Here is a 13,278-nt window from a genome sequence, read left to right on the forward strand (position 1 = left end):
CGCGGGAAGAAAGATATTTGCGAAAGGGGAAATGATATGTCAGTAGATATCGGAATCGATTTGGGGACTGCGAGTATTCTTGTATACGTGAGAGGAAAAGGTGTAGTGCTGAAGGAACCTTCAGTAGTTGCATTTGACAGAGATACAAATGAGATCAAGGCCATTGGTGAGGAAGCGCGGATGATGCTTGGACGAACACCGGGTAATATTATTGCGGTAAGACCGCTCCGTAAGGGAGTGATCTCAGATTATACAGTAACAGAGAAGATGATTAAGTACTTTGTGCAGAAGTCGCTTGGCAAACGAACGTTGAAGAAACCCCGCATCAGTGTATGTGTACCAAGTGGAGTAACAGAAGTGGAGAAGAAAGCTGTAGAGGAGGCAACCTATGCAGCAGGAGCGAGAGAAGTCTATTTGATCGAGGAGCCGGTGGCAGCCGCTATTGGCGCCGGAATTGATATTTCGAAACCTTGCGGTAATATGATTGTAGATGTTGGGGGTGGAACATCGGATATTGCCGTCATTTCGCTCGGAGGAACTGTTGTGAATCGTTCGCTCAAGATTGCAGGAGATGATTTTGATGATGCCATCGTACGCTATATGAAGAAACAGCATAATTTACTGATCGGTGAACGAACAGCAGAGGAAATGAAGATTAAGATTGGTACAGTCTGTCCATTTGCGGAAGAAAGTGTGATGGAAGTCCGCGGAAGAAATCTGATCACGGGGCTTCCGAAGACGGTAGAAGTTACTGCTTCCGAGACAGAAGAAGCGCTTCGTGAAGCCGCGCTTCAGATTGTGGAGGCAGTAACCGGAGTGCTGGAACAAACACCGCCGGAATTGTCGGCAGATATTCTTGATCGGGGAATTGTGCTGACCGGGGGCGGAGCGATGCTTCGCGGGCTAGAAGGACTGATTGAAGAAAAGACAGGAATCCATACAATGACTGCAGAAGAACCAATGCAGGCGGTTGCAGTTGGAACAGGTCAGTTTGTGGAATTCATGGGAGGACGAAAAGGCATTTAAGTGAAAGAGGGTGGATACCCTCTTTTATGCTGTACGAAAGGATATGGAACATGGAAAATCTAAGTGGTTATGTAGAGCATATTGTGTTTCGGAATGAAGATAATGGATATACCGTATTTCAGCTTGTAAGCGATGACGGGGAGCTTACCTGTGTCGGAACATTTCCTTATATAAATGAAGGAGAAATGCTGGATGTATCTGGTGAATATACAACGCATGCAGTGTATGGAACACAGCTGAAAGTACTGTCCCATAAGATAAAGGAACCAGAGGATCTGCTTTCGATTGAGCGATATCTTGGTTCAGGGGCGATTAAAGGACTGGGAGCAGCATTAGCGTCCAGAATTGTGCGGAAGTTTAAAGAAGATACATTTCGCATTATCGAAGAGGAACCGGAACGGTTAGCAGAAGTGAAAGGAATCAGTGAGCGAAAGGCGAGAGAAATTGCAGAGCAGGTAGAGAGTAAAAAAGATATGCGAAAAGCAATGATCTACTTACAGAAATATGGCATTTCCACTGCGCTGGCAGCGAAGATTTATCAGCAGTATGGACTCAATGTATATAGGGTTCTGGAGGAAAATCCATATCGTCTGGCAGATGACATCCAGGGAGTCGGTTTTCGCACAGCAGATGAGATTGCGTCGAGAATTGGGATTCACACGGATTCAGATTACCGTATTCGCAGCGGAATTTTTTATACACTTTTGCAGAGTGTTTCGGAAGGGCATGTATATTTGCCGGAAGAAGTGCTTCTTAGAAGAGCCAGCGATTTGTTAGAAGTTGGAATTCAGGATATTGAGAAATACTTGATGGATCTTTCTATGGAACGAAAGATTGTTTTGAAGCGTGTACAAAATGGAGAAGATTCTTACGGAAATCCGATCGAAGAAGTTCGGGTGTATGGAGCTAATTATTATTATATGGAGCTGAATACAGCAAAAATGCTGCATGACTTGAATGTGAATGCGGATATTATGGATCTTGTTATCGAAAATCGTCTTCGCAAGGTAGAAGAAAATGCCGATCTAAAATTGGAAGAAACTCAGCGGGAGGCAGTGATAGAAGCTGTAAAACACGGTGTTTTTATTCTGACAGGAGGACCGGGTACGGGAAAGACGACAACGATTAATGCGATGATACGCTATTTTGACAGCGAAGGTCTGGAGATTTCACTGGCCGCACCAACCGGGAGAGCAGCAAAACGGATGACAGAAACAACAGGTTACGAGGCGCAGACGATTCACAGATTGTTGGAAATCAGCGGGAATCCGGAAGAAGATGGAGGACATAGTGGATTTTCCAGAAATGAAGAAAATCCGCTGGAGGCAGATGTGATTATCATTGATGAAATGTCTATGGTAGATCTGCCGCTCATGCATGCGCTGCTAAAAGCAATTGTTGTAGGAACAAGACTGATTTTGGTGGGAGACAGGAATCAGCTTCCGTCTGTAGGTCCGGGAAGTGTGCTGAAAGATTTGATCCATTCAGAACAATTTCCTGTTGTGGAATTAAAAAAAATCTTTCGACAGGCCAGTGAGAGTGATATTGTTATGAATGCTCATAAAATCAATTTTGGAATTCCATTGACACTGGATAATAAGAGCAGAGATTTCTTTTTCCTGAGAAGGCAAGATGCGAATACGATTATCGCGGTAACGATCGCATTGATCCAGAAAAAACTTCCGAAATATGTCCAGGCAGATCCGTATGATATTCAGGTTATGACACCGATGAAGAAAGGACTTCTCGGAGTTGAGCGGCTGAATAAAATCTTACAGCAGTATTTGAATCCGCCGGATAAATCGAAGGAAGAAAAAGAATTTGGGGATAAATTGTTTCGTGTTGGTGATAAAGTCATGCAGATTAAGAACAATTACCAGTTAGAGTGGGAAGTGGCAACAAAGTTTGGTCTTGTCATCGATAAAGGAATGGGTGTGTTTAACGGAGATATGGGAGTGATTACTGCAATTAATCATTATACAGAGACACTCACGGTAGAATATGATGAAAAGCGGAAGGTAGAGTATTCTTTTAAAAATCTGGAAGAACTGGAACTGGCTTATGCAATTACGATACATAAAGCGCAGGGAAGCGAATATCCGGCGGTTGTGATTCCTCTTTTACCGGGGCCGCGCCAGCTATATCATCGAAATCTGCTGTACACGGCAGTTACCCGCGCAAGAAAGTGCGTCACACTTGTGGGAAGTGAAGAGGCACTTCAGAACATGATTCAGAATACAAGCGAGCAGCAGAGATATACGTCTCTTGATCGCTGTATTCAGGAAATGAACGGCGTCTTAGAAGTATAAGTGAAATTACAATACCATTTAGCAGAATTGTTGTATCCCCATCGTTGCCCGTTTTGTGATGAGACAGAACCAAATGAGCTTTGCGATCGCTGCAGTGAAAAGCTGGAGTGGGTTCAGGAGCCACGTTGTTGTAAATGTGGAAAACCGATACCGGACGAACAGCAGGAATACTGTTTTGACTGTAAAAAGCGCAAAAAGAGTTTTGAGGAAGGACGGAGTCTCTGGGTACATAAACCTCCGGTCAGCGATGCACTTTATCGCTTTAAATATAAAAACCAGAGATACTATGGCTCGTATTTTGCAAAAAGTCTATGGGAAAGGTATGCAGAGGAGATGCAAAGATGGAAACCGGACGTAATCATACCGGTCCCGGTTCACCGGAAAAGATATCGAAAGCGGGGATACAATCAAGCAGCAGTGATCGCAAAACAACTGTCGCGTATCTCACAAATTCCGCTGGATGAGAATGTCGTCATTCGAGTGGAAGATACGAAACCGTCAAAAGAGCTTGATCCGGCAGAGCGTACAGAAAATCTTCGGAGGGCATTTGTGATTGATGAGCAGATCAAAAAATATAAAAGAGTATTGCTTCTGGATGATATTTATACAACTGGTGCGACAATCGACACGATTTCCGGAAAAATGCACAAAAAAGGCGTAGAAAGAGTATATTTTTTAACTATAAGTATTGGACAAGGTTTCTAACTATATGATATACTACAATGAGGAAAGAACGAACATTGAGGTGAAACTATGCTGAATGAAGAACGAGTAAAGCTAATGACGCGGATGGCCGCTTATGAGCAGAAACAAGGTCAGGAAGATTTCAAAATCAGTGCCTATTTTAGAAAAGATTATGCAGGATGGAATGTGATCTGGACATTCATTTGGGTAACGATCGGTTATATGATTCTGCTTGCTCTGTTAGGAGTAGTGTTTGCAGAGAAAATTATGGAACATTTGAGTCTGCAGGGAATGATTGTGATAGCAGGCGGTATCATTATAGGATATCTGCTTCTTATCGTTTGCTATGGAATTATCAGCAGTCAGCTCTATAAGAAGCGCCATGACCAGGCGAGAGAGCGGGTAAAGCGCTATAATCGGGATTTGAATCTTTTGAATAAGATGTATAAAAAGGAGAAAAGGTAGATGAGTAATTTATTAGTTTGGAAAGAGAAGCTTCAGCGTCTGTACGCGAAATATTCCTTTTACATTGATAAGGCCATTCAATTTGCACTTGCGTTTCTGACATTTTGGTTTGTCAGTACGAAGCTTGGGTATATGAAGCCGCTTGCACAGCCGGTTGTTATGGTGGTACTGGCGGTTGTATGCGCATTTTTGCCAACGGTATTTACCGTGCTTGCAGCAGCCGGTTTAACGATTGCCCATCTGTTTTCACTTTCACTTGGGATTGCAGCTACAGCTTTGGCAATATTTGTTCTTATGTTTATCTTTTACTTTCGATTTGCACCAAAGACAGGCGTGATTATTTTGCTTGTTCCGATTGCATTTGCATTTAAAATCCCATACGTGATTCCGATTGTATGGGGATTGATCGGTACACCGACAGCGGTTCTTCCAATCGCGCTTGGTGTGATCACATATTACATGGTTACTTATGTCAATGAATCAGCTACGGTTCTGAAAGGTCTGGAAGGCGGAATGATGCAGCAGATAACAGTATTTCTGCAGAAAGCATTCTCAAATAAAGAAATGTGGATTATGATCGCAGCATTTGGAATCTGTCTGCTTGCTGTGTACGGAATCAGAAGACTGGCGGTAGATCATGCATGGGAAATAGCAATTGTTTCCGGAATTGTTGTTAATATGATCGTGATTGTCGGGGGCGAAATCATTTTAAATATCAACACGTCCTATGTAGAACTGATTGTTGGCTGCCTTGTGGCGGGAGCGATTGGGTTTCTGATAGAATTTTTTGTATTTGCGGTTGATTATACGAGAACAGAACGTCTTCAGTTTGAAGATGATGAATTCTATTATTATGTGAAGGCAGTTCCAAAGATTCAGATTGCACCACCGGAGAAAACGGTAAAGACAATTAATGAGCGACAGGAAACGGCATCTTTGGGAGAAGCAGAGGGCAAAGATGCGGTAAAGACATCCCGGGTTCGGAGAAAAGAATCTTCAGGAAAGAAACCGGAGGGAACTGCGGCAGCATCTCAAAAGAAAGGCGGGACTGAGAAGAAAGAAGTTTCTCAGGAAACTCTGACAGTAAGTCAGGCAGAAGAAATGCTTCTTGCCAAGAGCCTTCAGGAAGAATTAGATATTCAAAATATTGTAAATGAATCATTAAAAGAAACAAAATAAAACAAATCAAAATAAAATAATAGGGGAGGTGACAACAATGCAGCAATGGCTGGCCAACGGAATTTCATTTCCGAATATTAGAATTACAGATATTCTTGAGATTATTATTATTGCGGTAATCGTTTATGAGATTATGGTATGGATTAAAAGCACAAAGACATGGATGCTTTTGAAAGGACTTATGGCGCTTGGGTTATTTATACTAATTGCGTATCTCCTTAATCTTCATACAATTTTATGGCTGGCAGAAAAATCCATCGCTATTATGGCAACGGCGATTATTGTAGTACTGCAGCCGGAATTGAGGCGTGCATTGGAAAAGCTGGGAGAAAAGAAGTTTATTTCCTCGGTTGTACCGTTTAATCAGACAAAAGAGAATGAACGTTTCAGTGATCAGACAATTAATGCACTTGTGACGGCAGCATTTGCTATGGGACGGGTAAAGACAGGAGCGCTGATTGTTGTCGAACAGGAAATTAAACTTTCAGAATATGAACATACCGGAATTATGATCGACGGTGTTGTATCCAGTCAGCTTTTGATAAATATTTTTGAACACAATACACCGCTTCATGACGGAGCAGTAATTATCCGGGGAGATCGAGTAGTATCGGCGACTTGTTACTTGCCGCTGACAGATAATCTTCGGTTAAGCAAAGATCTTGGAACACGGCATCGCGCAGCAGTTGGAATGAGTGAAGTCAGTGATGCAATGATCATTGCAGTCTCTGAAGAAACCGGCTTCGTTTCGATAGCAATGGGCGGAAAGCTTGATAGAAATGTATCAAAAGAGTATTTGACAGAGCGGTTGATCGCACTTCAGAATAAAACGACAGACAAGAAGGGATTTGCGTTGTGGAAAGGAAGGCGGAAAGATGAAAAAAAGGCTGACAAATAATCTGGCATTGAAACTGGCTGCCCTCGCTTTTGCATTTCTTTTGTGGCTAATTGTTGTGAATGAGATAGATCCGGTAGAACGACGTACTTATTCCAATGTGGTTGTAACGATGCTGCACGACGAGTTGATTCTGAATAAAGGAAATACTTATCGGATTGTCAATGGAAATACAGCGACGGTTACGGTAACAGCTAAGAGAAGTATTTTAGAGAAAATTACCCCGGAGGCGATCCGGGCTACAGCAGATATTAAAGATATCCAACTGTCCTCTTTCGTGCCGATTGAGGTGGCGATTGGAGGATTTGAAGGCGAATACCGGTCAGCGACTGCACTGCCAAACAATGTGGAAATTAAGATTGAGAGCAGCAAATCTACCAAATTCCCAATCAATGTAGAAACAATCGGAACACTGCAGGATGGATATGTGCTGGGAAATCTTGTGGCACAACCGGAGACTGTTCAGATCAGCGGACCGAAATCGTTGATTGGAAGAATCGAAAAAGTTGTAGCAAGAGTTGATATTAATGGTATTTCATCAGACAGCACATTGGAAGCAGAGCTTGTGCTCTATGATGGAGGAGGCAATGTAATTGATCAGACATCACTTGAGACAAATATCGGCGGAGATAAGAAAGTTCGTGTAAAAGTAGAACTGTTATCAACAAAGATGTAGAAGTGAAAGCAGACGTTACAGGAATCAGTCCTGAAATCGGATATAAGATAGGGGATGTTACTTGTGAACCGCAGCGGATCAGTATTGCAGGACTGGAAGAAGATATTGCAGATATTAGCGAAATTACGATTTCTTCTGATATGCTGTTAGCAGATAATATTAGTGAAAAGACAGAAGAAACCATTGATATTTCCAGCGCGCTTCCGGAAAATATCCGACTTGCCAATGAAAACGAAAAAAATGTTGTAGTGACAATTCGTGTAGAAAAAGCAGGTGTGAAGACTTTTGAAGTACCGATCAACAGTATTACAAAAAACAACGTAAAAGCAGGATATAAAATTGACTTTGGAAATATACAGGAAATTATGCTTCACTTTACCGGGGATGATGCGGCGTTAGAGGCGCTGACACTGGAACAGGTGGAGAAGAGAGTTTCCATTGATCTGAAAGATTGTACCGAGGAAAAAAGTTATACAGTTCCTGTGACAGTGAATTTGCCGACAGGAGTTTTCATGGCTGAAGATGCATATGTGACATTGAAAATGCAGAAGCAGGAAGAAGAACAAAAGAAGGCAGAATAGGGAGAGGAGAAGCAGCATGGTAAGCCAAAAAGTAGTAATTAAAAATCCAACAGGTCTTCATTTGCGGCCGGCAGGAATATTTTGTAATACTGCGGTAAGATTTCAAAGTTCGATCACATACCGTGTTAGAAATACCACTGCCAATGCAAAAAGTGTTTTAAGTGTGCTTGGTTCCTGTGTAAAGGCAGGAGATGAGATCGAAATCATGTGCAGCGGTCCGGATGAAGCAGAAGCGTTGGATGCAATGGTGCTGGCTGTAAAAAATGGCTTGGGTGAATAGTACTTACCGAGATGATAAAAACTAATAAAAATCAATGAGAATTATATGAGGAGATGCGAAAAGCATCTCCTTATTTGATTGCGGATCTATTCTGGTGCTTATTTCGGTTTGTTGGCTTTAGATGTTATCATTGAAAAAAACACTATTTGGTGTTATAGTAATATGAGGCTAATTGGCGAAAGCGATAGCCGATTGAGAGCAAAAGAAATCAATAGAAATACAATTTTAAAAGGAGAAATCAGATGAACAAAGCGACACTGGTAATTATGGCAGCTGGAATCGGAAGCAGATTTGGCGGCGGAATCAAACAGTTAGAGCCGGTAGGACCAAATGGAGAAATCATTATGGATTACTCTATTTATGATGCAATGGAAGCAGGATTTGATAAAGTTGTTTTTGTGATCCGGAAAGATCTGGAGAAAGATTTTAGAGAAATTATAGGAAATCGCATTGAAAAACGGGTAAAAGTTGCATATGCATTTCAGGAACTGATGGACATTCCGGAGAAATATCAGGAAAAATTTGCCGGAAGAACAAAACCGTGGGGAACCGGACAGGCAATCCTTTGCTGTAAAGATGTGGTAGACACCCCGTTTCTTGTGATTAATGCCGATGATTATTATGGAAAAGAAGCATATCAGGAAGCGTTTCAATATCTGACAGGCAAGAAAAACTGCGAAGAAGGAAAATTGTCAGCATCTATGGTTGGCTTTGTTTTAAAAAATACTCTGAGTGAAAACGGTGGAGTGACAAGAGGCGTGTGTCAGGTTGGACAGGATGACATGCTTTCTAATATAGTAGAAACACATAATATTATCAAAACGCCAGAGGGAGCGATGGTAATCGGGGAGAACGGAATACAGCGAAAGATTGATGTAAATTCCTCTGTATCTATGAATATGTGGGGATTGTATCCGGACTTCTTTGAGGTTCTCGAAAATGGATTTAGAGCATTTCTTGAGGAGACGCCTTCTGACCAACTGAAGAGCGAATATTTACTCCCGACAATTATCGGTGACTTACTTCAGGAAGAAAAAATCAGCGTAAAAGTATTAAAGTCACATGATAAATGGTTTGGCGTGACATATAAAGAAGATAAAGAAGCGGTAGTGAATTCGATTAAAGAGTTAATCGCATCCGGTATTTATCCGGAAATGCTGTAGAATAAGGATAAATACGATGTTAGAGAGAATATGGAAAGCGATCAGAAGAATTTTTGGACCGTTTTTTACGCTGATTATGTTGATTGGGCTGTTTTTGGGCGTAGTTTCTTATTATCTGGCACAATGGGTAATTGATACATGGGGACTTCTGACAATGGATGAAATTGTGTTTCATCTAAAGGTGCCGTTAGAAGGAACAAATGAAGATATGGTTTGGGAAGCAGTCAATCTTTGTGTACCGGTAGCAATTGTGGCAGTACTGACACTTCTGATTGTCTGGATTGCCGTACGAAAAAGAAGAGTAACAAAATATCTTGTTTGGATCGGAGTAATGTCATTTGCAGTCTTTCTTGTAAAGCATTCGGTTGACTATATTTGGGAAGAACTGAGTGTGGATGATTATTTAAAAAGTCAGAAAACCCAGTCAACCTTTATACAGGATAACTATGTAGATCCGAGAAGTGTACAGATTACATTTCCGGAACAGAAGAGGAATCTCATATATATTTTCCTTGAATCGATGGAGACAACTTATGCATCGAAAGAGGTTGGAGGAGCGTTTGATCAGAACTGCATCCCGGAGTTAACTGCTTTGGCACAGAGTAATATCAGTTTTTCTAATACGCAGGGACTTGGAGGAGGATATGCAGCGACCGGCGCAACGTGGACGATGGGAGCAATGTTTGCACAGACCTCAGGACTTCCGTTATCGATTCCGATTGACGGAAATGCAATGGACACGCAGGCAAGTTTTCTTCCGGCAGTCAGCAGTATTGGAGATATTCTGGAAGAGCAGGGGTATCGTCAGACGCTGTTGATTGGTTCAGATGCATCCTTTGGCGGAAGAAGAAATTATTTTTCCAGTCATGGAAATTATGAAATGCTGGATTTTAATGAAGCAGCGGCAAAGGGACTTATTCCGCCGGGCTATAAAGTCTTCTGGGGATATGAAGATCAGCGTTTATTTGAGATTGCAAAACAAAAACTGGCAGAATTATCCGCGAGTCCGGAGCCGTTTAATTTGACAATGCTGACAGTAGATACACATTTTGAAGATGGGTATACATGCGAACTTTGCCGAAACGATTATCCGACAGTATATCAGAATGTAATGGCTTGTTCCAGCAGACAGGTTGCAGAGTTTGTAAGTTGGATTCAACAGCAGCCATTCTATGCCAATACAACAATTGTCATTTCAGGAGATCACTTGACAATGAAAAATCTGGAAACAGATTTCATGAAAATGATTCCGGAAGATTATTCCAGAAGAGTGTATAATGCATTCATTAATTCTGCCGCAGTACCGGTAAATTTAATGAATCGGGAATTTACAACAATGGATATGTTTCCGACAACCCTTGCAAGTCTTGGAGTAACGATAGAAGGGGATCGACTGGCGCTTGGAACAAATCTTTTTGCATCAATTCCGACAAGAACAGAAGAAGTGGGAATTGAGATGGAAGAAAAAGAGTTGCAGAGAAATTCATCGTTCTGGGATAATTTTACGAGGGATATTGAATAAAAAAAGTATTAAAATATGAGGTATAACCGTGAAGATATTAGTAGCAGGACAACATTTTTATCCTGAAAATTTTAGAATCAATGATCTTTGTTTTGAATTGGTAAAACGAGGACATGAAGTGACTGTTTTGACCGGACTTCCAAACTATCCGGAAGGAAAAGTTTTAAAAGAATATAAGTGGTTTCGGAACCGAAAGCAGACGATTAATGGCGTGAAAATAATACGATGTTCTTTAATTGGAAGAGGGAAAAGCACGCTGCGGATGGCGTTAAATTATGCTTGGTTTTTTACTTTTGGGTCATTAAAAGCACTTTTTGTAAAAGGAAAGTATGATCTTGTATATGTATACCAGACGTCTCCAATTACAATGGCATGGCCGGCAATCGTATTAAAGAAAATGAAAAAAATCCCATTAGTGATTCATTGTCTTGATCAATGGCCGATCAGTGTTACAACCGGTCCTATCTCGAAAGAGAGTAAAATTTATAAAATATTGTCAAAAATCAGCATCTGGACATATCGTCAAGCAGATGTAATTACTATTAGTTCAAAATCTTTTCAAAAATATTTTGAAAATGAGCTAAGAATTTCTTCTGAGGAAAAAGGTCTAATCTATTATCCATCTTATGCAGAAAATACGTATCAAAATATGAAATTTGTTGATAATAAAATGTTTGATATTGTATTTGCAGGGAATGTGGGACCAGCACAGAGTTGTGAGACGATTGTGGAATGTGCAGAGTTATTGAAAGAAAAACAAGATATACATTTTCATATTGTTGGCGATGGATTGAGCAGAGAAGCATGTGAAAAGAGCGCTAATGAAAAAGGGTTGAAGAATATCACATTTCATGGAATGCATAAATTAGAGGAAATGCCAAAATATTATTCGCTTGCTGATGCATTTATCATAACAATGGTAGATAATGAAGTAGTGAATAGTACACTCCCGGCGAAAATTCAGTCATATATGTTAGCAGGCAAACCTATTTTTGGCGCAATCAGCGGAGAAGTGAAAGAAGTAGTAGAAGAAGCAGAGTGCGGCAAATGTACAATTTCCGGAAATGCAGAAGAGTTGGCGCATCTGATAGAGCACTATTATCAGAATGCTGATTTACTAAAACAGTGGGGAGAAAATGGATTAAAATACTATCAGAAGCATTTTGAAAAAGAAAAATGTATATCGGATTTAGAAAAAATTTTCGGGGACATTATTGGAAAGAAAAAAGAGTCATATGCAAAAACAAGATAATTTAAAGAAAAACTATATATGGAACACACTAGGTACTACCTTTTTATCTTTTAATTCATTGTTATTTATGATTATTGTTACCAGGATTAATGGGATTGAGGATGGAGGTATCTTTAGCTTTTCTTATGCATCGGCGTGTATTGTCAATGCAATTGCGCTGTTCTGCGGTCGAACCTATCAGGTGACAGATGATAATAAGGAAGTTTCAGAAGCTACCTATATTAATACGAGAATTTTGACATGTGTGATAGGAACAGTATTATCTCTGGGCTTTGTGTTAATAAATCATTATAATCCAGGAAAAGCAAGTATATTTTTGGCTTTATGTGTTCTTAAATGTATAGAAGCGTTAAGTGATGCCTTTTATGGAGTTTTACAAAAAAGAGAATTGCTTTATATAGCTGGGAAATCTATGACCTACAAATCCTTGCTTGGTCTCATTGGATTCGGAATCATTGATTTTTATACTCGTAATTTATATATGAGCTGTATGTTTCTGGTTGTATTAAATATAGTTTTTCTTATTACATATGAAGGCAGACATGCGCACAAATATGTAAAATTTCAGTATGGTCTGAAAAAAAGAGAAAGCTTGACTTTGATTAAAAGGTCATGGTATACATTTGCATTTACATTAATTATTACATTAATTATTAATATTCCGAGATATATTATAGACCGATTGTTAGATAGCGAAGCACAGGCCATTTATGGGATTTTGAGTATGCCGGCTACATTTATTATGTTGTTTGGACAGTTTGTGCTACAGCCTTCGTTGACAAGTCTGGTTGAACACCGGGAAAAAGGTTTAAAAATAGAATTTCAGAGAACCGTCAGAAGGATTGTTTTAAGCATTTTTGGAGTACTGATTATTGTTCTTCCGGCAGCATATTATATCGGAGTCCCTTTGCTGGGGATGATTTATGGTGTTGATTTATTTGCATATCGCTGGCTTCTTTTGGGAGTGATTGTTGGAGGGGCTTTTTATGCTTCTTCGACAGTGCTGCTGAATGCTTTGATTACGATGCATAGTACAAAAATTCAATTAATATTGCAGTTATGTATGTTTGCAGTCAGTTTAGTGATATCGATTAGCGTAATTCAATGGAAAGGTTTAGTAGGAAGTATTGTAAGTTATATGTTAATACTTATACTGCAATTCATAAGTTATTTTATATTGTATGAAATAGAATTAAGAAAAAGTTTCAAGAAAGAATAATTGTATCATAAAAGGAGAGTGAAAAAT

13 protein-coding genes are annotated in these 13,278 nt (G+C 40.1%); all 13 read left to right on the top strand.

What is annotated here, in order from left to right:
* Nucleotides 1–36: 36 nt before the first annotated feature.
* A complete protein-coding gene (locus tag DWX73_RS01365) occupies nucleotides 37–1,026 on the top strand; it encodes a rod shape-determining protein (RefSeq protein WP_118346347.1) in 990 nt (329 codons plus the stop codon).
* Between the two features lie 50 nt (nucleotides 1,027–1,076).
* Nucleotides 1,077–3,335: an SF1B family DNA helicase RecD2 gene (gene recD2, locus DWX73_RS01370; protein ID WP_118346348.1), complete on the top strand. Its 2,259-nt coding sequence runs from the start codon at nucleotides 1,077–1,079 to the stop codon at nucleotides 3,333–3,335.
* Complete coding sequence (locus tag DWX73_RS01375; RefSeq protein WP_118346349.1) at nucleotides 3,336–4,040, top strand: ComF family protein; 705 nt, start codon at nucleotides 3,336–3,338, stop codon at nucleotides 4,038–4,040.
* 48 nt (nucleotides 4,041–4,088) lie between these two features.
* Nucleotides 4,089–4,484 (top strand): hypothetical protein, encoded by a 396-nt coding sequence (locus DWX73_RS01380; RefSeq protein ID WP_118346350.1) that lies wholly within the window; start codon nucleotides 4,089–4,091, stop codon nucleotides 4,482–4,484.
* Nucleotides 4,485–5,663, top strand: a complete 1,179-nt coding sequence (locus DWX73_RS01385; RefSeq protein WP_118346351.1) for a hypothetical protein — start codon at nucleotides 4,485–4,487, stop codon at nucleotides 5,661–5,663.
* A 37-nt stretch (nucleotides 5,664–5,700) separates the two neighbouring features.
* Nucleotides 5,701–6,561, top strand: coding sequence for a diadenylate cyclase CdaA (gene cdaA / locus DWX73_RS01390; protein WP_118346352.1), 861 nt, complete (start codon nucleotides 5,701–5,703; stop codon nucleotides 6,559–6,561).
* A complete protein-coding gene (locus DWX73_RS01395) occupies nucleotides 6,539–7,234 on the top strand; it encodes a CdaR family protein (RefSeq protein WP_118346353.1) in 696 nt (231 codons plus the stop codon). Before cdaA ends, DWX73_RS01395 begins: the two co-directional genes overlap by 23 nt.
* Before the next feature lie 2 nt (nucleotides 7,235–7,236).
* On the top strand, nucleotides 7,237–7,815 hold the full coding sequence (locus tag DWX73_RS01400) for a CdaR family protein (RefSeq protein ID WP_118346354.1): 579 nt from the start codon (nucleotides 7,237–7,239) through the stop codon (nucleotides 7,813–7,815).
* 16 nt (nucleotides 7,816–7,831) lie between these two features.
* Nucleotides 7,832–8,095 carry an HPr family phosphocarrier protein gene (locus DWX73_RS01405; protein WP_118346355.1) on the top strand — a complete coding sequence of 88 codons (264 nt, stop codon included), beginning with the start codon at nucleotides 7,832–7,834 and terminating at the stop codon, nucleotides 8,093–8,095.
* Nucleotides 8,096–8,337: 242 nt separating this feature from the next.
* A complete protein-coding gene (locus tag DWX73_RS01410) occupies nucleotides 8,338–9,258 on the top strand; it encodes a sugar phosphate nucleotidyltransferase (protein WP_118346356.1) in 921 nt (306 codons plus the stop codon).
* A gap of 16 nt (nucleotides 9,259–9,274) precedes the next feature.
* Nucleotides 9,275–10,780, top strand: a complete 1,506-nt coding sequence (locus DWX73_RS01415) for an LTA synthase family protein (RefSeq protein WP_118346357.1) — start codon at nucleotides 9,275–9,277, stop codon at nucleotides 10,778–10,780.
* A gap of 28 nt (nucleotides 10,781–10,808) precedes the next feature.
* Nucleotides 10,809–12,032 carry a glycosyltransferase family 4 protein gene (locus tag DWX73_RS01420; RefSeq protein WP_118346358.1) on the top strand — a complete coding sequence of 408 codons (1,224 nt, stop codon included), beginning with the start codon at nucleotides 10,809–10,811 and terminating at the stop codon, nucleotides 12,030–12,032.
* The gene (locus DWX73_RS01425) at nucleotides 12,016–13,251 is read left to right on the top strand and encodes a lipopolysaccharide biosynthesis protein (protein ID WP_118346359.1); all 1,236 of its coding nucleotides are present in this window, start codon (nucleotides 12,016–12,018) and stop codon (nucleotides 13,249–13,251) included. The genes DWX73_RS01420 and DWX73_RS01425 overlap by 17 nt, the downstream gene beginning before the upstream one ends.
* Nucleotides 13,252–13,278: the final 27 nt, after the last annotated feature.

This window comes from Coprococcus sp. AF21-14LB (genome assembly GCF_003458885.1).
GTDB lineage: Bacteria > Bacillota > Clostridia > Lachnospirales > Lachnospiraceae > UBA9414.

Excerpts from the sequence above, each read along its gene's own strand:
- DWX73_RS01365 (WP_118346347.1), top strand. The coding sequence starts at position 37 with ATGTCAGTAGATATCGGAATCGATTTGGGGACTGCGAGTATTCTTGTA.
- recD2 (WP_118346348.1), top strand. The coding sequence starts at position 1,077 with ATGGAAAATCTAAGTGGTTATGTAGAGCATATTGTGTTTCGGAATGAA.
- DWX73_RS01380 (WP_118346350.1), top strand. The coding sequence starts at position 4,089 with ATGCTGAATGAAGAACGAGTAAAGCTAATGACGCGGATGGCCGCTTAT.
- DWX73_RS01385 (WP_118346351.1), top strand. The coding sequence starts at position 4,485 with ATGAGTAATTTATTAGTTTGGAAAGAGAAGCTTCAGCGTCTGTACGCG.
- cdaA (WP_118346352.1), top strand. The coding sequence starts at position 5,701 with ATGCAGCAATGGCTGGCCAACGGAATTTCATTTCCGAATATTAGAATT.
- DWX73_RS01395 (WP_118346353.1), top strand. The coding sequence starts at position 6,539 with ATGAAAAAAAGGCTGACAAATAATCTGGCATTGAAACTGGCTGCCCTC.
- DWX73_RS01405 (WP_118346355.1), top strand. The coding sequence starts at position 7,832 with ATGGTAAGCCAAAAAGTAGTAATTAAAAATCCAACAGGTCTTCATTTG.
- DWX73_RS01410 (WP_118346356.1), top strand. The coding sequence starts at position 8,338 with ATGAACAAAGCGACACTGGTAATTATGGCAGCTGGAATCGGAAGCAGA.
- DWX73_RS01415 (WP_118346357.1), top strand. The coding sequence starts at position 9,275 with ATGTTAGAGAGAATATGGAAAGCGATCAGAAGAATTTTTGGACCGTTT.
- DWX73_RS01425 (WP_118346359.1), top strand. The coding sequence starts at position 12,016 with ATGCAAAAACAAGATAATTTAAAGAAAAACTATATATGGAACACACTA.